This window comes from Serinicoccus profundi (assembly GCF_008001015.1).
Taxonomy (GTDB): Bacteria; Actinomycetota; Actinomycetes; order Actinomycetales; family Dermatophilaceae; genus Ornithinicoccus; species Ornithinicoccus profundi.
The window spans coordinates 3,064,288-3,087,806 of record NZ_CP042862.1 but is presented as its reverse complement, the minus strand read 5'-3'; the positions used below and the strand labels follow the sequence as shown (position 1 = coordinate 3,087,806).

At 73.6% G+C, this 23,519-nt stretch carries 19 protein-coding genes; 10 read left to right on the top strand and 9 right to left on the bottom strand.

Annotated features, from left to right (window positions below; all coding sequences use genetic code 11):
* Positions 1-221 precede the first annotated feature (221 nt).
* From FA582_RS14370 to recC, 4 genes are read right to left on the bottom strand one after another with little or no spacing between them, the layout of a single operon-like run.
* The gene (locus tag FA582_RS14370) at positions 222-830 is read right to left on the bottom strand and encodes a hypothetical protein (protein WP_010146185.1); all 609 of its coding nucleotides are present in this window, start codon (positions 828-830) and stop codon (positions 222-224) included.
* Positions 827-2,773, bottom strand: coding sequence for an AAA family ATPase (locus FA582_RS14365; RefSeq protein WP_238705447.1), 1,947 nt, complete (start codon positions 2,771-2,773; stop codon positions 827-829). Before FA582_RS14365 ends, FA582_RS14370 begins: the two co-directional genes overlap by 4 nt.
* Positions 2,770-6,201 carry a UvrD-helicase domain-containing protein gene (locus FA582_RS14360; protein WP_010146181.1) on the bottom strand — a complete coding sequence of 1,144 codons (3,432 nt, stop codon included), beginning with the start codon at positions 6,199-6,201 and terminating at the stop codon, positions 2,770-2,772. The genes FA582_RS14365 and FA582_RS14360 overlap by 4 nt, the downstream gene beginning before the upstream one ends.
* Positions 6,198-9,728 carry an exodeoxyribonuclease V subunit gamma gene (gene recC, locus FA582_RS14355; RefSeq protein WP_010146180.1) on the bottom strand — a complete coding sequence of 1,177 codons (3,531 nt, stop codon included), beginning with the start codon at positions 9,726-9,728 and terminating at the stop codon, positions 6,198-6,200. Before recC ends, FA582_RS14360 begins: the two co-directional genes overlap by 4 nt.
* A 91-nt stretch (positions 9,729-9,819) precedes the next feature.
* On the opposite strand from recC, the gene FA582_RS14350 reads away from it, so the two are divergent.
* The 4 genes from FA582_RS14350 to FA582_RS14335 all read left to right on the top strand — a co-directional run bounded on the left by FA582_RS14350 (position 9,820) and on the right by FA582_RS14335 (position 12,140).
* Complete coding sequence (locus FA582_RS14350) at positions 9,820-10,089, top strand: type II toxin-antitoxin system VapB family antitoxin (protein ID WP_158640888.1); 270 nt, start codon at positions 9,820-9,822, stop codon at positions 10,087-10,089.
* 20 nt (positions 10,090-10,109) lie between these two features.
* Complete coding sequence (locus FA582_RS14345) at positions 10,110-10,484, top strand: type II toxin-antitoxin system VapC family toxin (RefSeq protein WP_237707461.1); 375 nt, start codon at positions 10,110-10,112, stop codon at positions 10,482-10,484.
* Between the two features lie 23 nt (positions 10,485-10,507).
* Entirely contained in the window at positions 10,508-11,200 is a 693-nt protein-coding gene (locus FA582_RS14340; RefSeq protein WP_010146177.1) for a dienelactone hydrolase family protein, read from the top strand.
* 85 nt (positions 11,201-11,285) lie between these two features.
* Positions 11,286-12,140: a methylenetetrahydrofolate reductase gene (locus tag FA582_RS14335; RefSeq protein WP_237707460.1), complete on the top strand. Its 855-nt coding sequence runs from the start codon at positions 11,286-11,288 to the stop codon at positions 12,138-12,140.
* A gap of 257 nt (positions 12,141-12,397) precedes the next feature.
* Here the strand turns inward: FA582_RS14335 and FA582_RS14330 are convergent, their stop codons facing one another.
* The 5 genes from FA582_RS14330 to FA582_RS14310 form a co-directional block, all read right to left on the bottom strand.
* Complete coding sequence (locus tag FA582_RS14330) at positions 12,398-13,018, bottom strand: DUF1638 domain-containing protein (RefSeq protein WP_010147196.1); 621 nt, start codon at positions 13,016-13,018, stop codon at positions 12,398-12,400.
* Positions 13,019-13,097: 79 nt separating this feature from the next.
* Positions 13,098-15,095 (bottom strand): ASKHA domain-containing protein, encoded by a 1,998-nt coding sequence (locus FA582_RS14325; RefSeq protein WP_237707493.1) that lies wholly within the window; start codon positions 15,093-15,095, stop codon positions 13,098-13,100.
* Positions 15,092-15,997 (bottom strand): dihydropteroate synthase, encoded by a 906-nt coding sequence (locus FA582_RS14320; RefSeq protein WP_010147194.1) that lies wholly within the window; start codon positions 15,995-15,997, stop codon positions 15,092-15,094. The genes FA582_RS14325 and FA582_RS14320 overlap by 4 nt, the downstream gene beginning before the upstream one ends.
* The gene (locus FA582_RS14315; protein WP_010147193.1) at positions 15,994-16,671 is read right to left on the bottom strand and encodes a corrinoid protein; all 678 of its coding nucleotides are present in this window, start codon (positions 16,669-16,671) and stop codon (positions 15,994-15,996) included. Before FA582_RS14315 ends, FA582_RS14320 begins: the two co-directional genes overlap by 4 nt.
* Positions 16,668-17,426 carry an IclR family transcriptional regulator gene (locus tag FA582_RS14310; protein ID WP_010147192.1) on the bottom strand — a complete coding sequence of 253 codons (759 nt, stop codon included), beginning with the start codon at positions 17,424-17,426 and terminating at the stop codon, positions 16,668-16,670. Before FA582_RS14310 ends, FA582_RS14315 begins: the two co-directional genes overlap by 4 nt.
* A gap of 121 nt (positions 17,427-17,547) precedes the next feature.
* Between FA582_RS14310 and FA582_RS14305 the strand changes: the two genes are divergently transcribed.
* The 6 genes from FA582_RS14305 to FA582_RS14280 all read left to right on the top strand — a co-directional run bounded on the left by FA582_RS14305 (position 17,548) and on the right by FA582_RS14280 (position 23,499).
* Positions 17,548-18,987, top strand: a complete 1,440-nt coding sequence (locus FA582_RS14305) for a trimethylamine methyltransferase family protein (RefSeq protein WP_010147191.1) — start codon at positions 17,548-17,550, stop codon at positions 18,985-18,987.
* 159 nt (positions 18,988-19,146) lie between these two features.
* The gene (locus FA582_RS14300; protein WP_010147190.1) at positions 19,147-19,518 is read left to right on the top strand and encodes a nuclear transport factor 2 family protein; all 372 of its coding nucleotides are present in this window, start codon (positions 19,147-19,149) and stop codon (positions 19,516-19,518) included.
* A gap of 169 nt (positions 19,519-19,687) precedes the next feature.
* Positions 19,688-20,854 carry a WD40/YVTN/BNR-like repeat-containing protein gene (locus FA582_RS14295; RefSeq protein ID WP_081480531.1) on the top strand — a complete coding sequence of 389 codons (1,167 nt, stop codon included), beginning with the start codon at positions 19,688-19,690 and terminating at the stop codon, positions 20,852-20,854.
* A 109-nt stretch (positions 20,855-20,963) separates the two neighbouring features.
* A complete protein-coding gene (locus FA582_RS14290; RefSeq protein ID WP_010147188.1) occupies positions 20,964-21,356 on the top strand; it encodes a YciI family protein in 393 nt (130 codons plus the stop codon).
* The gene (locus FA582_RS14285) at positions 21,343-22,638 is read left to right on the top strand and encodes an RNA polymerase sigma factor (RefSeq protein ID WP_141567568.1); all 1,296 of its coding nucleotides are present in this window, start codon (positions 21,343-21,345) and stop codon (positions 22,636-22,638) included. The genes FA582_RS14290 and FA582_RS14285 overlap by 14 nt, the downstream gene beginning before the upstream one ends.
* Positions 22,639-22,695: 57 nt before the next feature.
* The gene (locus FA582_RS14280; RefSeq protein ID WP_010147186.1) at positions 22,696-23,499 is read left to right on the top strand and encodes an IclR family transcriptional regulator; all 804 of its coding nucleotides are present in this window, start codon (positions 22,696-22,698) and stop codon (positions 23,497-23,499) included.
* Positions 23,500-23,519 lie beyond the last annotated feature (20 nt).

Genomic DNA, 23,519 nt, shown 5'->3' with positions numbered 1-23,519 from the left:
GAGCTTGTAGTGCAGGCGGACGGCGGGCGCGGACAACAGGCTCAGCGTGTGGTCGGTGCGCAGCGTCCCCTCGTCGTCGACGTCGAGCCGGAACACCTCGTGGATCGGGGCCCGTGCGGCGTGGGTCCCCCGGTGGTCGACGACGACGTAGGCGCCGTCCTGGCCGAACCGGCCCGCGGGGGAGGCGAGCTCCAGGCCACCACCGGGCAGCAGGCGTGGCCTCAGGAAGACCTGGACGTTGCCCGACTCGAGGGGAACGCGACGTGCACCCCGGGCTGGGTGCTGCCGGGGAGGGTGCGGACGGAGTAGCAGCCGCTGTAGACGTACTCCCCTCTGGAGCGGAGGGTCCGCAGCCAGGCCGCCGCCCGTTGCGCGCCCGTGGCGTCGGTGAGCACGGTGACGCGGCTGTCCATGCCGTGGGCGACCTCCAGCGGGCGGGTGGGCAGGGCCAGCTGCTGGACCCGACGGCCGAAGAGCCGGGAGACCAGCTCGCCGCCGGGCTGGAAGAGCGGGCTCCACTGGGTCCACACCTCCATCCGCCAGTCGGAGGTGTGCTCGTAGAAGTCACGGATCTCCGGGCGCAGGTCGGCGGCCCGGAAGCCGGAGCCGTCCAGCTGCGCCATGTCGGCCAGGAGACCGGCGTGCGGTCGGTCCAGCGCCTGCCCTCCCCAGGCCAGCGCGGTCGGCTCGACCCAGGCGTCACCGACCGAGGGGCCGGGGCTCATCGGCGCCGCGAGCCAGGCCTCGTCGCCGGTCAGGTCGACGGGCCTGCCGCTCAGTCGCCAGAACTGCCGGGTCAGGAGGTCCAGGCGTGCGGTCGGCAGGCTCATGGTCCGGCCGCCAGGCGCTGCCGCAGGCCGCTGGCCCGGAGCACCCGCCGCTCCACGGCCGCCCGCACCTCCTCCTCCGACCCGACGACCCGGACCCGCTCCTGCGCCCGGGTCACGGCGGTGTAGAAGAGCTCTCGCGTGAGCAGCGGGCTCTCGAGGTCGGGGAGAGCAGCACGGTGATCTCCTGCGCCTGGCTGCCCTGGGCCTTGTGGATCGTCATCGCGTGCATGGTCTCGACGTCGCCGAGCCGGGAGGGGGCATACCGGCTGCGGCCGCTCGTGCCGTCGATGACGGCCATGCGCACCGGGACCCCGCCGGAGGTCTGCGAGGCGACGACCACTCCGGTGTCGCCGTTGAGGACCCCGGTCGCGTAGTCGTTGGCGGTGACGAGCAGCGGGCGCCCGAGGTACATCGGGTCGTAGAAGCTCAGCCCGGTGTCCTCGCCCAGCCAGGTCTCGACGAGGTGGTTCCACCGCCGCACACCCCCGGTCGCCCTCGCGGTGCGCGCAGAGCAGCCGGTGACGGTGCAGGGCGTCGAGGGCGGCGTCGCCGTCGCCGACCCGCGCGGCGCGCAGGATGTCCAGCGCCTGTCGGGCCAGGATCTCGCGCAGGTATGCCGTGGGGTCGGGCCCGCGCACCCACGTCACCTCGGCACTGCCGGCGGACAGGGCGCTCACCACGGCGTCGGCGTCACCGACGCGCAGCGCCTGGGCCAGCGCGCCGATGGTCTCGCCGAAGCGGTGCACCGTGCGCAGCCGGGCCAGGGCGAGCGGCGCGGTCGGCGTGGGCGGTGGAGGCTCGATGTCCACCGAGGGCGTCGGGTCGGGCGTGGTGGCAGGGGTCTCCTGCGGGTCTGCGACCGCTCCGCGTGCGTCGCCAACGCTGTCCTCGGGCACAGCGGCCACCAGGTCGGCGAGCACCGCCCCGGCCTCGACCGAGACGAGCTGGTCGGCGTCACCGACGAGGATCAGCCGGGCCGTGGGGCGCAGCGCCTCCAGCAGCCTCGCCATCTGGGTGAGCGAGACCATCGACGCCTCGTCCACGAGCACGACGTCGTGCGGCAGCCGGTTGCCGCGGTGGTGGCGGAACCTGCTGCGCGAGCCCGGCCGCCACCCGAGCAGCCGGTGCACGGTGCTCGGCTCGACCTCGCGGAGTCGCTGCACCACCTGGCGACCGGACGGGTCGGAGGTGCGGTCCTCGATCTCGTCCAGGGCGCGGTCCACCGCGGCCTTGACCCGCGCCGCGGCCTTGCCGGTGGGGGCGGCCAGCCCGACCCGGGGCGGCCGCTGCCCGGCGGCCGCCGCCTGCTCGGCCAGCAGGGTCAGCACCCCCGCGACCGTGGTCGTCTTGCCCGTGCCCGGGCCGCCGGTGATGACGCCGGTGCGCGCCCGCACGACGACCACGGCTGCCGCGCGCTGCTCGGCGTAGCCCTCCCCGGGGAAGATCCGCGCCAGTCCGGCTGACAGCGCTTCCTCATCGACCGATGGCGGGCCGAGCTCGGCCCGGGCCCGCAGGTCGGTCGCCACCTGGACCTCCTGGTGGTGGTAGCGCTGGAGGTAGGCCAGCCCGGTCGACTTCTCGACCACCATGCCGCCCTCGGTCACCAGTCGGCTGCCCGCGACCGTGGTGGTCCAGGTGGCCGGGTCGGGCCAGGGCAGGTCGGGCAGCGTCTGCGCGCCCTGGGTCGCCAGGGCGGCGAGGTCGACCGCCACCGACCCGGTCCGGACGGCGCGGGTGGCGAGGGCCGCGGCGAGCACGACGTCGGCGTCCTTCTCGGCCACGGCGCGCGCGAGCCCGGTCGCGACGTGCACGTCCGCGGCCGTCAGCAGGCCGGCCCGGTTGAAGGCCGCCAGCGGTCCAGTGGCCGAGGACGCCAGCCGGCGGTCGTGGTCGTCGACCGGCTCGAAGAGGTCCAGCACCGCCGCGTCCCGGACGTCGCTCACGACCTCATCCCCTCGGGCCGGTCGGCCCCGTCGAGCAGGTCCGAGACACCCAGCACGAGCGCGACGGGCGGCTTCCAGGAGAAGACGCCGCACGGCATACCGTCGACGACGGGGGTGTCCGGACCACACATGCCACGAAGGTAGAGGTAGAGCACCCCACCCAGGTGCCGCGCGGGGTCGTAGCCGGGCAGCCGCCAGCGCAGGAACCGGTGCGCGACGACGGCGTAGAGCAGGGCCTGCAGCGGGTAGGAGGAGTGCCCCATCGCCTCGTCCAGCCGCTCCGGGCGGTAGTCGGCGGCGGTCAGCGGCTCCTCGGGGCTGCCGAGCCAGTTGGTCTTGTAGTCGACGACGAGGAAGCGACCCTCGTCGTCCCCCGACCCTGCGCGCACGCGCAGCACCACGTCGATCGAGCCGGTGAGATAGCCGCGCAGCTGCTGACCGGCCAGGTCGGGGGCCGCGTCGAGGACGTCCGCCCAGCCGCGCACCGGGTCACCGGCGGGCAGGTGGGAGCGCAGCAGCGGCACGAGGTCACCGAGCAGGGCCGCCGCGTCGTCGCCCGGCCGGGCGCGCCGCAGGTCACCGCCGCCCAGCGGCAGCTCGAAGTCGAGCTCGCACAACCGGTCCACCGTGCCGATCTCCCGCAGCGTCGTGCCGTCCGCGAGCGGACCGAGCGGGGTGTCGCAGACCGCGACGAGGGCCTCGGCGAGCAGATCCGTCCCGCCCTCGCCCAGGTCGACCGGCCACAGGACGCGCTGCTCGCCGATGTGGCGACGCAGCTCGGCGGCGAGGTCGGGGGCCTGCGGGTCGGCGTGCTCGAGGACGGCGTGTACGAGGGATCCGAAGGTCGCACCCACCGGGAGGTCGGCCATCGGGGAGGGCACCTCGGCGCCCGGCGCGGGGGCGACGGCGTCCAGGCCGGGCAGCGCGGGGACGGTGTCGATGACCGGATCCGGCCCGGACGGCTCGTCCTCCCGCCCGGTCACGCCGACCTCGGGCTCGCTGCTCACCCCTGCCACACTCACCTCGGTCTCGGCCGGGGTCGACAGCGCGGTGTATGACGTGCGCCGCCACTCGTGGTCGATCCGCCGCGTCCACGCAGCCAGGGCCAGCTCGGGGGCCGGCGGGGAGGGCACGAGCGGCACCTCGCTCGCCTGGTCGGCGCGCTCGAGCACGAACGCGCCCTCGTCGGCCCACCGCTGCAGCCGCGCCGTGGCGACGTCGTCCTGCCGGGGCACTCCGACCTTGGCCGGGACCTCGTCCTGACCCGGCTCCCGCCCGAAGAGCACCCGGTGCAGGGCAGAGTCGCTCGCGTTGTTGACCGGCGCCCACCAGGTGACGACCTGGCTCTGCGCCCGGGTGAGGGCGACGTAGAGCAGCCGCAGCGACTCACCGGCGTCCTCCTCCTTGTGCCGCCGCACCGACTCCGGCCAGCCCGGGTTGGCCGGGTGCTCACCGCCGACGTCGAGGCAACGGGTGCGCTCCGGCGGGTCGTCGTGGAAGAGCGGGATGGCCGGGGAGTCGCTGACCCAGCGGTCACCGAGGGAGGGGAGGTAGACGACGGGGTACTGGAGCCCCTTGCTCCCGTGGATCGTCGCGAGCTGCACGGCGGCGGCGTCGCTGTCGAGGCGGCGGGTGCGCGCCCCGGCGCTCTGCGGGGAATCCTCGGCCATGCCCGCGCGCAGCCACTCCAGCAGCGCCACGAGGCCGAGCTGGTCGTGGCGCGCGGTCTCGTGCAGCAGCTGGGCGACGTGCCGCAGGTCGGTCAGCGAGCGCTCGCCCCCGACCTGGCTCAGCACCCGAGCCGGCAGCCCGCGCGCGGTCAGCAGCTCCAGCACCGCCGCGACCCCGTGCCGGGCGTAGACCCCGGCCAGCTCACGGCAGGTCTGGGCGAGCGCGTCCTCCAGCTCGGTGTCCTCCCGCTCGCCGCGCGCGCCGACCTGAGCGACGGCATACCCGAGCAGGTCGGTGAGCGCCGCGGCCCGGGTGAGCATCGGGCGGTGCGGCGCGACCATCGCCTCCAGCAGCGCCAGCCACTCGTGCGCGGCCCGGCTGGCGAGGACGCTCGACCCACCGGTGCTGACGGCAGGTATGCCGAGCTCGCGCAGCGCGCTCTGCGCCTCCAGGAGGTCCTTGGCCCGGTGCGCGAGCACCGCGACGTCCCGCGCCTGGATCGGACGGTCGTCGAAGGTGGCGCCCGAGGCGAGCAGGGCGGCGACGTCGTGCGCGAGGTCGCGGGCGATCCACGGCCGGACCGTCGGCATCCGGGTGTCGCCGCCGAGGTGGTCGCGCAGCAGCACCTGGCGGACGCGCACCGGCGCGCTGCTCGGTGCGCCCGTGAGTCGCGAGTCCGTGCGGTGCGCGGTGACCGGATGGACGACGATCTGCTCGTCGCCGAGCTGGGCGCCGGTGAGCATCGACCCCAGCGCTTGCGTGAGGCCGGGGTCGGAGCGGAAGTTGCGCGGCAGCGTGCGACGGTCGTCGGCGGTCGCGGCGGCGGTGAGGTAGGTCGGCACGTCGCCGCCGCGAAAGGCGTAGATCGCCTGCTTGGGGTCGCCGATGAGCACCATCGCGTGGGCCTGACCCGTGAAGGCGCGGTCGAGCACCGACCACTGGATCGGGTCGGTGTCCTGGAACTCGTCGACGAGCACGACCTTCCACCGCCCGCGCATCCGCGCCCGGGCCGGGGAGTCGTCTCTCTCCAGGGCGTCGGCCAGCTGGGTGAGCAGGTCGTTGTAGTGCATGACCTGCAGTCGCTGCTTGCGCAGGTCGAGCTCGGCGCGGACGGCCTGGGCGAAGCGGACCCGGCGGCCGGGCACCGAGCCGGGCTCGGCGGCGGTCGGCCGCAGGTCGGCATGGATGTCGTCGACGACGGTCCGCGCGATCTGCAGCGCCTCGCGCCGGGTGAAGAACGGCTCGTCGTCGCGCAGGGCGAAAGCGCGCAGGTAGAGGTCGTCGACCACCTCGACGAGCAGCCGGTCCAGGTCGTCGACGAGCTCGGCACCGGCATCGGCCGTGCCCGCGACGCCCAGGCTGCGCAGCACCTGCTGGCAGAACTGGTGGGTGGTCGCGATCGTCGCCGCGTCGATGTCGGACAGCGCGGTGCGCAAGCGGCGGCGGCGCGTCTCCCGCTCCTGGTCGTCGACGTCGAGCAGCAGGGTCACCAGGTCGTCGCGCTGCTCCAGCGGGGGAGGATCGGACAGCGCGCGCTCCGCGGCCACCAGCTGCTCGCGCACCCGGGCCCGCAGCTCCTGGCTCGCGGCCCGACCGAAGGTCACGACCAGCATCTCCGGCAGCAGGACCACGCCTTCGGCGACGTAGCGGGTGACCAGCGCGGCGATCGTCCACGTCTTGCCGGTGCCCGCGCTCGCCTCGAGCAGCACCGTGCCGCTCGGGAGGGGATCGGTGATGGAGAAGTGCGGGATCGTCATACGCTCTGCCGCCGTTCCGCGCCGCCTCTGAGCACCGGGCCCCACACCCGCAGCGCCAGCTGGCCGAGGCGGTGCTCGACCCCCGGCTCCCACCGCTCGTCCTCGCGGGCCACGCCGAGGATGTCCTGCAGGGGAGCGGAGACGCCGAAGACATAGCTGTGGCTCGGGTCGTCCTGCTCCTTGGGGAAGGCCTGCTCGAAGGTGTCGTCGGTGCGCCACTCACGCACCGCGTCCAGGGTGGCCGCCCGTGCGTCACCCGGACCGCCGAGGTAGGACTCCGCCCAGCGCAGCGCGGTCTGGACCGGCAGCGGCAGCGGCTCGACCATCCCGCGGGCCCGGACGTCGACGAGCTGGTCGAGCAGGCCGAGCGCCTGGTCGGGGTCGTGCGGGCCGTGGGTGAAGTGGACCCCGCCCGGCTTGCGTCCCCGCCGCTGGCGACCGAAGAGGTGGCTGCTGGCCTCCGGGCCGAGCGCGGCGGCCAGGACGAGGGAGGTGATCCACGACTGCAGCCGCTGCTTGGCCTTGATCGTGGAGTAGGTCGCCTTGACCGCACGGTGTCCGACGAGGCCGGTGAGCGTGCCGGTCAGCCGGACGCCGCTGGGCAGGGTGAGGTCGATGTCGAGGGTGTCGCGGTCCAGGGGGATGCCCCACCCGCCCTGACCGACGGTGCTCCAGGTGGCCTCGGCGACCAGCTGCGCCTGCTTCGTGACCTCTCCCATGACGGTGGCCCCGAGCGCCCGGGGCGGCAGCTCCCCACGCCAGAGCTCGGCGTCGACGGTGGCCCCTGGGTCGCGGCCTGCCAGCACCGCCTGCAGCACCCTGTCGCCGATCGCCCATGTCTCCAGCCCGCCGAGGTCGATGGGGATGCCCTCGCCCTGCTCCTCCGGCACCTCGGGCAGCACGAGCCCGAGGCGGTCACGGAGGTAGGCACGGGCCGGGTTGTCGAAGAAGCGGAGCAGCGCATCGAGGGCGACCGACTCGGCCTCTGCGGGCGCGAGCGGACCCAGGCTCGCGTCGACCGGGAGTGGCCGGGGGGTCCGTGGCGCGACGGCCGCACGTCCCCCGGCCAGCGCGGCGGGGTCGAAGCTGAACGGCGCGCCACCCGGCAGGAGCGCCCGCGCGCCCTCCCGAGACGCCCCGAGGTTGCGCGGGTCGAAGGGTTGCAGCGGGTGTTCGGTGAGGACACGGCATACCCCGGGGGAGTCGGGGTCGGCGGTGCGCCGGACCGCGTCGAGCAGCTCGCCCAGCGGCACGGCCGGGGGGCGCGGTGCGCCGGTGTGCTCGTCGAAGCCGGTGTAGGTGATGACCAGCGCGTCGCTGGCCGCCATGACGGCGTCGAGCAGGAGCTGGCGGTCCTCGCTGCGCGGGTCGCGCTCGCCGGTCACGGGCCGGCGGGCGGTCGCGTCGTCGCCGTCGGGGGCCGTGGTGCGGGGGAAGACGCCGTCGTCGAGGCCGACGAGCGCGACCACCCGGTGCGGCACCGAGCGCATCGGCACCATGGTGCAGACCGTGAGGGTGCCGGTGCGGAAGTTGGAGCGGGTGGCGCGCCCAGCGGCGTGCTCCTCCAGCAGCGCGCGCACGTCGGAGAGGCTGAGAGCGAGGTCGCCACCCTCGGTCGCGGGCGCGCTCGCGTGGACGCCCACGAGGTCGAGCTCGCGGCGCAGCTGGGTCACCTGCCAGGCGTCGGCCGGGGCGACGTCGGCGAGTCCGAGGACACCATCGGTCAGGGCCTCGACCCACTCGGGCACCGCCGTCGCCGAGCGCAGCGCACGCAGCGTGCCACCGAGCCGGGCGACCAGCTCGGCCATCCGCCCGGCGAGGTCGAGGTCGGCGCTGTCGAGGTCGTCCAGGCCCAGGGTCGTCCCCAGGTGGTCGACCTCCTGGCCGTCGACCGCGGCGCCGACGAGCACCCGCGCGAGCCCGGCCTGCCAGGTGTTCTGGGTCAGCCCGGGGAGGGCGTAGTCGCCGCGGTGGGCGTCGTCCAGGCCCCACCGGATCGCCACCGAGCCCACCCAGTCGCCGAGCCGCTCCAGGTCGTCGTCGTCGAGCCCGAAGCGTCGCCGCACCGGAGCCGTCCGCGCCAGGTCGAGCACCTCGCCGGCCGTCAGGCGGCCCCCCGCGAGCTCGACCAGCCGCGCCGCCAGCCCGAGCAGCGGGTTGGCCTGGGTCGGGGCGCGGTCGGCCAGCCGGACCCGCAACGAGTGGGCGGGGTGGGTCGGGATGCTCCCGCCCACGCCCCCTGCGTCGCGCTCGCGCCCGACCTCACCCAGCCCGAAACCGGCGTGCACCAGCGGGGCGTAGGCGTCGATGTCAGGGCACATGACGAGGATGTCGCGGGGCTCCAGGGTCGGGTCGTGCTGGAGCAGGTCCGCCAGGACGTCGCGCAGCACCTCGATCTGCCGCGACTGACCGTGGCAGGCGTGCACCTGGAGGCTGCGCTCGGCCTCCGGGATGGCGCGGGCGGCGCGTTCGGCGTCGGTCGGTGGGTGGTCGGCGGCGAGGTCGGCCTGGAGGAGGTGGAGCAGCGAGGTCTGTCCCGGTCCCGGTGCTGCGGGCCGGGCGGGCGTGGTGGTGGCCGGGGCGGCGTCGGACCGCAGGAGGGTATGCGGTGCCAGCGCCAGGGTGCGCTGCAGCTCCCGGGCGTCACGACCGAGGCTCGCGAGTAGCGGGTGGTCGATGAGCAGGGCCGACATGTCGTCCTCCCGGGGGACGGGCCCGGAGCGGGCGTCCTCGGCGAGCGCGTCCCAGGCGGTGGGGGAGGCCTGCGGCAGCCAGAGGTGGACGTCGCGGTGCTCGGCGAGGGCCGAGATGACCTCCACCTCGCTGCGGGCGATGCGGGTGTGACCGAAGAGGGAGAGTCGTCCCGGCAGGTCCAGCTCCCCGCCTGGTCCCGCGTGAGTGCCGGAGCGCAGGGCCTGCACCACCCGGGCCTGCCGCACATCGGGCGGCTCGGCGTCGACCCGCGCGAGCACCCGCCGCCACAGGGGTGGTTGCCAGGCGAGGTCCGCGTCGACCGGGCTGCCGAGGCCGTCCCCGTCGCCGCCCTCACGCCAGTCGGTGAGCATCGCCGGACGCGACCCGGCATACGCGGCGAACAAGCCCGCCAATCGGCGCGCCACGGCATACCGTCGACCACGGCGCAGCTCACCCTCCGCGCCCGAAGCGTCATACCCCAGGTGCGTGGCCAGGGTGGTGGCCCACGTCTCGGACAGGCTCCCGTCGATCGCCTCGAGCACCGGCCAGACCAGGCGGTCGGGGTGCCACGGGTCGTCGCGCTCGATGCCGAGCACCATCGCCACGAGCGAGTGGGGGTTGAGGAAGCGGACGCCCGCGCAGACCCCGTCGTGCCCCGAGGTGCCGGCGCCGAGCGTGTGCGACAGGCGCTGCGCGAGCCAGCGCTCCACCCCCTTGGCGGGGACCGCGACGACCTCCTGCGCGAACGGATCGGGCAGCGGTGTCGCCAGCAGGTCAGCGAGGCCATCGGCCAGCTTCGCCGTGCTGGTGTCGCGGTGCACGAACAAGGTCACGGCGCCGACCCTATCCGCGCCCACCGACGGACCGTCCGCGGCCATCACCCGTGTGGTAGACGGTAGATGACCGATGTTCTACCCTCTACCCGTGAGCCTCAACATCAAGAACGACCGCGTCCACGCCCTGGCGCGGGAGGCGGCTCGGATCACCGGCCGGAGCCAGACCAGTGTCATCGAGGAGGCGTTGACCCGGTTGCTCGCGGACTACGGGGCCGACCCGTCGACGGTGTCCCAGGGGCGCAAGCTGGACCTCGCGCACCAGATCCTCGCCGAGTACGCCGCGGATCCCGGCCTGGCCGGACGCGCCATCCGTGAGCCGGATGACCTCTACGACGAGCTGACCGGCCTGCCGCGGTGATCATCGACTCCTCTGCCGTCATGGCAGTCCTGCAGCAGGAGCCCGGTGCCGAGGACCTGCTGCGCGTGCTGGCCGCCTCGCCGAGCCGTATCTCTGCCGCAACGCTGGTGGAGGTCGGCATCGTGGCCGACGCGCGTTCCACCGCCCACGGGGAGCGGCTCGACCACCTGTTGGACGTCCTGGAGATCACGGTGGTGCCGGTCAGCGCCCGCCAGGCTCAGGTCGCGCGACTCGCCTACCGCCGATTCGGTCGCGGTTCGGGGTCGCCGGCACGACTGAACTTCGGCGACTGCTTCTCCTACGCGCTCGCGGTGGAGGCTGGCGAGCCGCTGCTCTTCGTGGGGTCCGACTTCACGCATACCGACATCGCTGCGGCTCCCCGCTCGCGGGCCTGACGCGCTGCCCGCAGACTGTGCTCATGCCTACCGAGGACGTCTTCACCCTGCCCCGTCCGGACGGCGACCTGCCGGTCCACCGCTTCCGCCCCGATGACCCGGCGCACGCGGGGATCGTGCTCGTCCAGGAGATCTTCGGCGTCTCGCCCTACATCCGGGACCGGGCTCGAGATCTGGCCGAGGCGGGGTATGAGGTGCACGTCCCCGAACTCTACTGGCGCATCCCGGACCACGAGGTCGACGGGAGCGGTGAGCAGATGCTGCAGCACGGCATGGAGCTGATGGGCAGGACGGACTGGGACGGCGCGGTGGAGGACACCGTGACCGCCGTCGAACACCTCCGCGGTGCCGTCGAGGGGCGGGTCGGTCTGGTCGGCTTCTGCTACGGCGGCGGGGTGGCCTTCGCCGCGGCCGCGCAGACGTCGGTCGACGCCCTCGTCTCCTACTACGGCTCGGCGCTCCCCGGGCTCCTCGACCTGGCGCCGCAGGTCACTGCGCCGAGCCTGCACCACTGGGGCACGGACGACGCCTTCATCCCGAGGGAGACGGTCGAGGAGATCGAACGAGCCGTGGCGCGCGACGGCGTGGAGTTCGTCTGGCACGACGGTGCGGGTCACGCCTTCGACAACCCGCTTCCGGCGTTCTTCCACGCCGAGGCGTCCGCGGCGGCCTGGCCCCGCACGCTGACCTTCCTCGGGCGGCACCTACGCGGCTGACGTCAGAGCGCCATACCGCGAAGGTCTTGTCAGCGGCCTCGGCGTACTCGTACGCTGCTGTTGTGCGTATGACGAATCACGTTGCATGATGAGCAACAAATGCCCCTCCGTGGCGCTGGAGGGGTTGCTGCGGGGAGCACGCCTGGAGATCCTGCCGACCGGCTCGATCGCCGAGCAGGTGCACGCCCACGTCGAGCCCGGGCGCACCGTCACCGTCACGGCTTCCCCGGCCAAGGGCCTCGAGGCCACCTTGGCCCTCACCGAGGAGCTGGCGGACCGCTATCACGTCGTCCCGCACCTGGCCGCGCGGATGGTGGGGCGTGCCGAGCTGCCCGACATCGTCGCCCGGCTCCGCGCCGCCGGGGTCACCGAGATCTTCGTGCCGGGCGGTGACGCGACCCCCACCGAGACCGCCTTCACCAACGCCCTCGACCTGCTGATCGAGCTGGAGGAGCTGGGCCGGCCGTTCGAGCGGGTGGGGATCACCGGCTACCCCGAGTCCCACCCGGGCATCGACGACGACGTCATCGTGCAGTCGATGTGGGACAAGCGGCGCTACGCCACCGACATCGTCTCCAACATGACCTTCGACGACGAGCAGGTCGGCCGGTGGCTGGAGCGGATCCGGCGCCGCGGGATCGAGCAGCCGGTCTGGATCGGCGTGCCCGGTCCGGTCGACCCGGCCAAGCTGCTCAAGATGGCGACGGTCATCGGGGTCGGTGACTCCATGCGCTTCCTGCGCAAGCAGCACGGCGTCTTCACCCGCATCGCGCTCCCCGGCTTCACCACCACCCGCTTCGCCCACCGGGTCGCGGCGCTCGCCGGCACCGAGCGGCTGGGGATCGGCGGCCTGCACCTCTACAGCTTCAACCAGGTCGAGAAGACCGAGGCGTGGCGCCGCGAGCAGCTCTCCCGGGCAGCCGACCTGCGCCGACCCTAGGTCCGACCGAGCGCCGCAGATGGTCGGCTCACGCACGACCGAGCGCCGCAGATGGTCAGCAGCACAACCATTTGCGGCGCTCGGTGGGGGCAGGGGGAACCATCTGCGACGCTCGGTCGGGTCAGGGGGAGCCATCTGCGGCGCTCGGTGGGGTCAGGGGCGACCATCCTCGGCGCTCGGTGGGGTCAGGGGCGACCATCCTCGGCGCTCGGTGGGGTCAGGGGGAGCCATCTGCGGCGCTCGGTGGGGTTGGGGGGTCAGGCGTCGTCAGCCAGGACGAGGCGGGCCAGGGCGTCGTCGAGGCCGGTCAGACCGGTGGTCTCCAGCTGGAGCGGCAGCCCGAGCAGCGCCGCGGCCCGCTGCGCCGCCCGGGTGAGGTCGGCCTCGGCTTCCGCCTGTGTGGTGAGCTCGGCGTCGGGCTCCGGCTCCTGCGTCAGCCACACGCACCGGGTGTAGTGGCCGAAGTAGTCGTCCCGCAGCTCCGGGTGGCGGTCCAGGCCCAGCTCGGCCCACACGGTCCGGTCGAAGCTGCGGACGAGGAAGTCGGTGAGCAGGTAGGTCCCCGGTTCCTCCTCCATGAGCTGGGCGATCCGCGCCTCCCCGGCATACAGGTCGTAGCAGTGCAGCCCCGGCAGTCGCGCCACCCCGCGTCGCGCGCAGAGCTCGTCGAGGGCGCCGTAGGTGCCGCAGTCGGCATACCCCACGATCACCCGGTCGTAGCGGCCGGCCAGCCGGTCGATGACCGCCTCGACCTCGGCCGCGATCCGCGCGGGGTGGTTGTGCAGCAGCGGCGGCAGCGGGTGCACGTCGACCGGCAACGCGGGGGTATGCCGTGCCGCCGCGGCAGCGGCGTGGGTCGCCAGCGCGCCGCACGCCACGAGTGCGACCCGGGCGCCCTCGACGCGCAGCGGGAGGGCGTCGGGTCCACGGCGCCGGTCGGTCGCCGCGATGCTCGAGTCAGGTCGAGGGGAAGGCGAGTTGGTCGACGAAGCGGTCGTTGAAGTCGCTGCGGTCCGAGAGCTCGACATAGCGCACCCCCTCGAGCAGGGCGTCGGCGCCGGTCCGCTCGGTCGCCGAGAGCAGCACCATCTTGGCGCCCTCCCCGGCGATGTTGCCGGCGGCGACGATCCGCAGCGTGGGCAGCTTGGGCACCAGGCCGATGCGCACGGCGGCCGCCGGTGAGAGGTAGGACCCGAAGGACCCGGCCAGCAGCACCTGCTGGACCTCCCGCGGCTCCAGCCCGACCTCCTCCAGCAGCAGCGTCCACCCCGTGGAGATCGCGGCCTTGGCGAACTGCAGCTCGCGCACGTCGCGCTGGGAGAGGTAGACCGACTCGGCGGCGGGCAGGTCGGGGGACTCGCGGTGCAGCACGAAGACCCGCTCGCCCGCGTCACCGACGCTGGCCAGCCGGTCGGCCAGCGCGGGCGCCACCGCGCGCGCGGCCTCGGCGTCCAGCAGTCGGCCCGAGGAGTCCAGCAGCCCGACCCGGCTGAGCTCGGCCACAGCGTCGACCAGGCCCGACCCGCACAGCCCGCGCGGCTCGACGTCCCCGATGACCCCGAGCTGCACCGGGTCCGGCAAGGGCTCGTCGCCGTCAGCCGGCTCCGGCCACTCTGCGAGGAGCTTGACCGTCTCGATCGCGCCGTCGGCGGCCCGCATCCCGCACCGGATCGAGGCCCCCTCGAAGGCCGGCCCTGCGGGCGCTGCGGTCGACACCAGCTGGGTGCCGTCGGAGAGCACGATCTCGCAGTTGGTGCCGATGTCGATCATCAGGCGGACCCGCGAGTCGCGGTCCATGCCCGAGGCCTGGATGCCCGCGACGATGTCGCCGCCGACGTAGGCACCGAGCGCCGGGTGCAGGAACGCCTTGGCTGCAGGGTGGACGGCCTCCCCGAGCCCGACCTCACCCGCCGGCACCAGCGGCCACCGGTGGGTGGCGAGGATGAACGGCGCCACGCCGAGCGGCTCGGGGTCCTGGCCCAGCAGCAGCGCGACCATCGTGGCGTTGCCGGCGATCGCGACGTCATACACCTCCCGCGGCTCGACCCCGGCCTCGGCGCACACCTCCGCGGCGAGCTCGGCCAACGTCTCGTGCGCGCGGACGCGCAGCCGCGGCAGCGCCTGCGGGTCGAGCATCGTCGCGCTGATCCGGGAGATGACGTCGCCGCCGAAGGGCTGCTGCGCGTTGAGCATCGAGGCGACCGCCACCGGGGTGCCCGTCGTGAGGTCCATGAGCGTCGCGACGACCGTCGTCGTCCCCAGGTCGACGGCGATCCCGAAGGACCGCCCGGTCGTGTCGCCCTCCTCGACGTCGATGAGCCGGTCGTCGGCAACCACCGCGGTCACCCGGTAGTCCGCGGCTCGCAGCGCGGTCCCGACCCGGCGCAGCGCGTGCAGCTCGGGGGTCGGCTCGAGGTCCTCGATCGCGTCGAGCAGCCGGGCGAGGTCGGGGCGCTGGTCGGCCAGGGTCGGCTCCTCGAGCTCGACGTAACGCTTCTGCACCGACGGCCGCAGGATCACCTGGCGGCCCACGCCGACGGTCGAGGCCTTGGGACGCGTCGTCAGCGGCGGCACGTCGACGGTGAGCGAGGACCGCGCCAGCGCCAGGCACCCGAGTCGCCACCCGGCCTCGAGCTGGCCGGGGGAGAAGGTGCGCTCGTCCTGCGGCAGCACCGGCGGCCGCTCGCCCTCGGTCACCTGGATCTTGCACTTGCGGCATGTCCCGTGGCCACCGCAGGTCGAGTCGACGGCGATGCCGTTCCAGCTCGCCGCCTCGAAGAGGTTGACCCCGCTGGGCACCCGGACCGTGGTGCCCGACGGGGTATACGTGAGGTCGACCCGCTCGGGCGTCGTCTCCGCGACGCTCCCCGAGGCGTCGTCCAGCTCCGCGGCAGCACCCGCCGCCCGGATCACCGCGCCCTGGGCGGTGCCGGCTCCGGCCTGCGGCTGCCTCACGTCGCCGCGGCCGCCTGCCGCGCGCGGTGGGCGCCGATCCACGACATACCCCACTCGTCGTGCCCGAGCAGCAGGTCCGCCGCCCGGACCGCGCCGACCACCTCGGGGGTGCGCGCGTCCATGATCGCGCTGGTCATCCCCGCCGCCATCGCGAGCGGCAGCCACGCGCCGTTGATCGCGTGCCGACCGGGCATACCGAAGGACACGTTGGACGCGCCGCACGTCATGTTGAGCCCCCACCGCTCGTGCACGCCCGCGATCGTCTCCAGCGTGGTGATGCCGACGGTGGAGTCCGCGCCGATCGGCATGGCGAGCGGGTCGATGACGATGTCCTCGATGGCGATGCCGTACTCCTGCGTCGCGACGCGCACGATCTTCTCGACCAGCTCCAGCCGCTTGCCCGACTCCATCGGGATCTCGTCGGCGTCGTTGGGCAGCGCGATGACGGCGGCACCGTGCTTCTTGACCAGCGGCAGGATCGCCTCGAGGCGCTCGTCCTCGGCGGTCACCGAGTTGACCAGCGCCCGTCCCTGGTATGCCTCGAGCCCGGCCTCGAGCGCCTCGATCACCGAGGAGTCGATGCAGACCGGCAGGTCGCAGCGCGCCTGCACGAGCTGGATGGCGCGGACGAGCAGGTCCGCCTCGTCGGTGAGCGGGACGCCCATGTTGACGTCGAGCACGTCCGCCCCGCCCGCCACCTGGGCCTCGATGTCCTTCTCGATGGCCGACAGGTCGCCCTCGCGCAGCTGCAGCTGGAAGGTCTTGCGGCCGGTCGGGTTGATCCGCTCGCCGATGACGCAGAACTTCTGGTCCGAGCCGATGACGACCTCCGCGGTCGCCGAGCGCAGCACGGTGTGCAGCGGGCCTCCGGCCAGCGCGGCCGACCCCCAGGCCGGGCTCATACCGGCACCGCCGCCCCGGCGCGGGCGCGACGGTCCTTGAGCAGGGTCTTGGCCTTCTTCACCGTGGCCGAGGCGTCCGCGGCGTAGCCATCGGCGCCGACCGCGTCCGCATACTCCTGGGTCACGGGGGCGCCGCCGACCATGACGATGACGTCGTCGCGGATGCCCGCCTTCTCCAGGGCGTTCATGTTGGCCTTGAACATCGGCATCGTCGTGGTGAGGAAGGCGGAGAAGCCGACGACGTCGGGCTGGTGCTCCTCGATCGCGGCGACGAACTTCTCCGGCGCCACCTGCACCCCGAGGTCGATCACCTCGAAGCCGGCGCCCTCGAGCATGATGTTGACGAGGTTCTTGCCGATGTCGTGGACGTCGCCCTTGACCGTGCCCATGAGGAACGTGCCGACCGTCTGCACCCCGGTGTCGGCCAGCAGCGGGCGCAGGACCTCCATCGACCCGGCCATCGCCTTGCCGGCGATGAGCATCTCCGGCACGAAGAAGTCACCCCGCTCGAAGCGGGCGCCGACCTCCTCCAGCGCGGGGATGAGGGCGTCGAAGAGGAGCACCTGCGGCTCCATCTCCATGCCCAACGCCTCGTGGGTCAGCTCCAGGACGCCGGGACCGTTGCCCACCAGGGTGCGGTCGTAGAGGCCCTGCAGGATCTCGTCGGGAGTCATGAGGCACCTTTCATCATGTGCGGCTCGGTGAGGCGCGCGGACAGGTCGTCCGCGTGCCGGGAGACGAGGCGGCCGAGCTCGTCGAGCCGGCCGGACAGGCGGGAGGTCGGGCCGGAGACGCCCAGCGCGGCGACGAGGCGGCCGCGCAGGCGGACCGGCGCGCCGATGCCGGTCAGCGCCACCTCGAGCTCGTCGACGGTGGTCGCCCAGCCACGGCGGCGGATGACCTCGAACTCGGCGCGCAGCGTGTCCGGGTCGGTGACCGTGCGCTCGGTGAGCGCCTCGAGCTGCGCGGGCAGGTCGAGGGCGCCGAAGGCATACAACGTCTTGCCCAGGGAGGAGGAGTGGGCCGGCAGGTCGACGCCCACCCAGTTGCGGCTGCCGATCATGAAGGTCGAGTCGACCTGGGCGATCTGGACGACCGCGCCGCCGACGGGGACGCCGAGGTTGATGGTCTCGCCGGTGGCGTCGCTGAGCGCCGCCATCGTCGAGTGCGCCTCGCGGGCGAGCCACTCGCGCGTGTCGGTGCGGGCGGCGTACTGCTCGAAGAGCGGCCCGGGGAGGTAGCCGTGGCCCTCGACGTCGCGCGAGATGAGGTGGGAGCGCTCCAGCGCGGCGAGCAACCGGGAGACGGTCGAGCGGGCCAGGCCCGTGGCCTGCGCCAGCTCGGGGGTCGAGAGCGGGTCGGGGGACTGGACGACGCGCACGACGAGATCGGCCGCTCGGTCGATCGCCTGGGTCCCCTGGGTCGCCATCTTTCGTGTCCCTCTTCCCTGAGTTCTCACTATGTGGGAGCGTATGCCCATATCGTGAGACGACGCAAGGGTGTGTCGTCCGGCGCGTCGCCCGGGCCACCGGGGACGGGGAGGAGGAGCGATGTTCGTCAACCGCATGCCGAGGTATGAGGTGCTCTCGGAGCAGGCGATGGAGCAGCTGGACGGCGCCTGGCGCCGGCTGATGACCGAGGTGGGCGTGCAGTTCGCCAGCGAGGAGGCCCTGGAGCTCTTCCGCCAGGCGGGGCAGAAGGTCGAGGGGGAGACGGCATACCTCGACCCGGAGTGGGTGCTGGAGCAGGTCGCCAAGGCGCCGCACGAGTTCGACGTGCAGGCGCGCAACCCCGAGCGCTCGGTGCATATCGGTGGCGACAGCATGGCCTTCGGCGCGGTCTACGGCCCGCCCTTCGTGCGCGAGGGCGAGGCCCGGCGCGACGGGACCTTCGACGACTTCCAGCGGTTCGCGCGGCTCGCGCAGACCTTCGACGTGCTCGACTCGGCGGGCGGGGTCGTCTGCGAGCCCAACGACCTGCCGCTGGACTCCCGCCACCTCGACATGACGCTCGCGCTCATGACGCAGACCGACAAGATCTACATGGGCAATGTGGTCACCGGCGAGAATGCCCGCGACGTCATCGCCATGGGCGAGATCCTCTTCGGTGGCCGGGAGGCGATCGAGCAGACCCCGGCGTCGATCTCGCTCATCAACTGCAACAGCCCGCTGCGCTGGGACGACCGGATGCTCGAGTCGCTCTTCGAGTATGCCCGCGCCGCCCAGCCGGTCGTGCTCACGCCGTTCATCCTCATGGGGGCTATGTCGCCTGTGACCATCCCGGCGGCGCTGACCCAGCAGATCACCGAGGCGCTCTCCGGGATCGCGCTCGCGCAGACGATCCGGCCGGGGACGCCGGTGATCTTCGGGTCCTTCCTGTCGACGATCGACATGCAGTCCGGGTCGCCGACCTTCGGCACGCCGGAGTCGGGGCTGGGGCTGCTGTGCACCGGCCAGATCGCCCGGCACTTCGGGCTGCCGTTCCGCGGTGGGGGTGGGCTGACGTCCTCGCAGGTGCCGGACGCGCAGGCGGGTTACGAGGCGACGATGACGCTGCTGCCGACCTTCCTGGCCGGGACCAACTGGGTCATGCACTCGGCCGGGTGGCTGGAGGGCGGGCTCGTGTCGAGCTTCGAGAAGTTCGTCGTCGACTGCCAGATCCTGGAGATGCTGCAGCACGAGTTCAAGCCGCTGGAGATCGACGAGGGCAGCCTGGCCTTCGACGCCCACGTCGAGGTCGGGCACGGCGGGCACTTCCTCGGCGCGATGCACACGATGGAGCGTTTCCGCACCTGCTTCTACCGCCCGTTCCTCTCCAGCGCCGACAACTTCGAGCGCTGGAGCGGCAAGGGCTCGCCGGACACCGCGACCCGGGCGGGCGCGGTCGTGGCGTCACGGCTCGAGGCCTACGAGGCGCCGCCGCTGGACCCCGCGGTCAAGGAGGAGCTGGAGGCCTACGTCGTGCGGCGCCGGGCCGAGCTCGGGGACTGAGCGGAGGGGCTGGGGGCCGGGCAGGGGGGGCCGGGCAGGGGGCAGGGTGATCGGCGCCGGCCGGCCAGTGGCTGTCGAGGATCCGCGCAGGTGCACGGATCCTCCCCGGGCGGTCGGAAGTGCGGGGGTATGTCGTTCGGTGTCCCTAGTCTGTAGGGCATGGATACCGTCGCGCTGGTCCGGACCCTGATCGAGACGATCGATGACCGCCGGTGGGGTGACCTGCCGTCGCTCCTGGCGCCGGACGTCCGGATCCGCCTGGTGCACACCGGAGAGACGTTCGACCGGGAGTCCTGGGTGCGCTTCAACGCCGACTACCCCGGCTTCGGTCGGATGTGGCTCGAGGACGTGGTCGGTGTCGGTGAGCGAGCTGCTGCTCGCGTTCACACCACCGGCACGGTCGACGGGCAGGAGGCGCACTTCGAGGTGGCGATGTTCGTCACCGCACGAGAGGGCGTCATCGTCGAGCTGGTTGAGGTCTGGGCCGATTGCGACGCGGAGCCGCCGGTAGGGACGCGGACCTCGGGCTGACCGGCCTGCCCAGCCTCCCGCCACCGGGTGCGGGTGCGGAGGGTGAGCACGCGCGTGTACGGATCCTCTCCGCAAGGCGCAGGCCGGGACCGCTTCCTGACAGGTGTCGGTGCCTCGTGCCAGGATCGAGCCGTCCGCGCAGCCATCGTCGGCGACGCAGAGAGGGAGCATGATGAGGACACGACCGAGTCTGCTCGTGGGGACGACCAAGGGGGCGTTCATCCTCGACTCGGGCGCCGAGGGTGCCTGGTCGGTGCGCGGGCCGTTCTGCGACGGCTGGCCGATCAACCACGTCGTCGGCGACCCCGCGACCGGGACCCTCTGGGCCGGTGGTGGCGGTGACTGGACCGGGGCTGGAGTCTGGCGCTCGACCGACGGCGGGCACTCCTGGACCCTCGCCAAGCTGAGCACGGGGCAGATGGATGCCTGGGCCTCGAAGGACCCCGAGTTCGCCGCGATGGTCGGCTGGACGCAGGGGCAGGAGCCGTTCGGCGCGGAGTTCAGCCAGGTGTGGTCCCTCGGGGTCGCCGGCGACCGGGTGTATGCCGGGACCAAGCCGGCGGCACTGCTGGCCAGCGACGACGGCGGGGTGACCTGGGCCGAGGTGGAGAGCCTGCGCAAGCACCCGTCGGCACAGGAGTGGAACCCCGGCGCCGCAGGTCTGGTGCTGCATACCGTCCTTGCCGACCCGGGCGACCCGACCCGGCTGTGGCTCGGCATCTCGGCGGCGGGGGTCTTCGCCTCCAAGGACGCCGGCGGGCAGTGGGAGCGCCGCAACTCCCTCGCCCTCGCCGAGGAGCCGGATGCCGGGGCCATGGCGGACCACCCGGGCGGCCCCGGCGGTGGCGAGGTCGGGCTGTGCGTGCACCACATCGTGCGGGCTCCGGGCCCGGGGGACGTGCTCTACCAGCGCAACCACGTCGGGGTATGGCGCTCCGGCGACGGCGGCCTGACCTGGACCGACATCACCGCCGGGCTGCCCTCGACCTTCGGTTTCCCGATGCGGGTCCACCCGCGCGACCCCGACACCATCTGGACGATCCCGCTCAACGGCGACATGGAGGGGCGTTACCCGCCCGACGCGGCAGCAGCGGTCTGGCGTTCCACCGACGGTGGGTCCACGTGGGAGGCGCAGCGCGACGGACTCCCGCAGGAGGCCTGCTTCTTCACCGTGCTCCGCCAGGCGATGGCCGGCGACACCGGTGACCCCGCGGGCCTCTACTTCGGCACCAACACCGGGTCGGTCTTCGCCAGCCCGGACGAGGGAGAGAGCTGGGCCGAGATCGCCCGACACCTGCCCACCGTGCTGTCGGTGGAGACCCTCGAGGTGGGGTGAGTCGCGGCGCCCGAGCTGATCGTGGGGGGCGTGTCGAGAAGCCTGCCGCCGTTCCGACGTCCCCGTAGAGCGTCGGCACCCGTCCGTCGCCCGAGTCCCAAGGAGCACCATGAAGTACGTCATCCTCATCCAGTCCAACCCCCAGCCCTGGGGCCACCCGACCAGCGACTTCCTGCCCGGCGCGCAGGACCAGACCCAGCAGGAGCGCGATGCCTCGGAGGCCGACTTCGGTCGCCTGCTCACCGAGATCAGCTCTTCCGGCGAGCTCGTCACCGCGGAGGCCCTCGGTGACCCGGCCGCCTCCCGGCTCCTGCGCTGGCGGGACGGCGAGCGGGTGATCACCGACGGGCCCTACGCCGAGGGCAAGGAGCACCTGGCGGGGTTCTTCCTCATCGACGTCGACAGTCAGGAGCGCGCCGAGCAGATCGCCGGGGGCTTCGGTGCACCCGGGGAGACGATCGAGCTGCGCCCGGTCATGGGTGGTGGTGGTGACGTCGACTGAGTCCCCCGGGGCGCAGCCTGTCGAGCCCTCGTCGGCGGCGGCACGGGCGGTCGAGGAGGTGTGGCGCACCGAGCGCCCGCACGTCCTGGCCGCCCTGTCGCGACGGCATACCGATGCCGCTGACGTCGAGGACGCCGCGCAGCAGGCCCTCATCGCCGCCCTCGAGCAGTGGCCGCGCGAGGGTGTGCCCGATGCGCCGCGCGGGTGGTTGATCCGGGTCGCCTCGCGGCGGCTCACCGACCAGATGAGGGCCGACGGCGCCCGGCGCCGACGAGAGGAGGTCGTGGCCCGCCAGGACCACGCGGTGCACCGGGGTGCCGAGGGCTGGCCCGCCGATCTCGAGGTCGAGCAGACACCCGCCCTGGACGACCTGCTCGACCAGATGCTGCGGTGCTGCCACCCGGCGCTGTCGCCGTCCTCCCGCGTGGCACTGACCTTGCGGGCCGTCGGCGGGCTCAGCACGCGCGAGATCGCGGCCGGCTTCCTCGTGCCGGAGGCGACGATGGCGCAGCGGATCAGCCGGGCACGGGCGACGCTGGTGCAGCGGGTCGCCGGCTTCGGCCCGACTCCGCCCGCCGAGCTGCCCGAGCGGCTGGCCGCGGTGCGCCACGTCGTCTCCCTCGTCTTCACCGAGGGCCACCAGCGCAGCTCCGGTGACGCGGTGATCGGCCGGGCCTTCGTCGAGGAGGCGGTGCGGCTGGCCCGGTTGCTCCACCGCGTCGCTCCGCAGGACCCGGAGACTGCCGGCCTGCTCTCCCTGCTGCTGCTCACCCACGCCCGGTCGCCGGCGAGGGTGGACGCCCGCGGGGACCTCGTGCCGCTGGACCGCCAGGACCGCCACCTCTGGGACGCCGCGCTGATCCGTGAGGGGGTGCAGCTGCTGGAGGTATGCCTTCCAGTGGGCGAGGTCGGGGCGTTCCAGCTGCAGGCCGCGGTCGCCGCGGTGCACGCCGAGGCGGCCACGGCGCAGGACACCGACTGGCCGCAGATCCTCGCGCTCTACCGCATGCTCGACGCGGTGGCACCCTCCGCGGCGACGACGCTGGCGCTGGCGACCGCGAGCGCCGAGGTGGACGGGCCGCACGTGGGGCTGGCCCTCCTCGACGAGCTCGAGGAGGAGCGGTGGCATCGGGTCCACGCGGTGCGGGGCCACCTGCTGCAGCGGCTCGAGGACCGCCCCGGCGCCCGGGCGAGCTTCGCCACCGCCGCCCGCCTGACCCGCAGCATCCCCGAGCAGCGCTACCTCAACGCCCGCATCCGCGAGCTCGACGACGGCGCCTGACCCGACCGGCGCGCCGCGCGCCCACCGCTCCAGCGTGGGGCCGCGTAGGGTTGCGGCATGCGCAACGACGCCGAGTCCGGTCGGTCCGCCTCGGGCGACGCCCGCACCCAGGGGGCGGTGCAGTCCGTCGACCGGGCCCTGACGATCCTGGAGATCCTGGCCCGCGCCGGCGAGGCGGGGGTGGGTGAGGTCGCCGCCGAGCTCGGTGTCCACAAGTCGACCGCCAGCCGCCTGGTCGCCGCCCTCGCGGCGCACGACCTCGTCGAGCAACCGGCCGAGCGGGGTCGGGTCCGGCTGGGGATCGGCATCCTGCGGCTCGCGGGCGCCACGAGCGCCCGCCTCGACCTCGTGCAGGAGGCCCGCCCGGTGTGCCGCCTGCTCGCCTCGCAGACCAACGAGACGGTCAACCTCGCGGTCCTCGGTGACCGCTCGGCGCTCTACATCGACCAGGTCATCGGGCCGTCCACGATCACCTCCTACAACTGGGTCGGCCAGCACATCCCGCTGCACGCGACGTCCAACGGCCGGGTCCTCGTCAGCGAGCTGACGCCCGAGGAGCGCCGGGTCACGTGGGGCGAGCTCACGGCATACACCGACAGCACCGTCACCGACCCGGACACCCTCGAGGAGATGGTCGCCGACGTCCACACCCGGGGGTATGCCGTCGCCCGGGACGAGCTGGACGTGGGGCTCACCGCGGTGGCGGCCCCGGTGCGCAACGCGCACGGCGAGATCTGCGCCTCGGTGAGCGTCTCGGGGCCGAGCTTCCGCATCGACCAGGCGCGCGTCGAGGAGCTCCTGCCGCTGCTCCTGCAGGCGGCCGGTGACGTCTCCGCGCGCCTGGGCTGGCACCGGGCCTGACCGGGGCCCCGCCGGCCCGG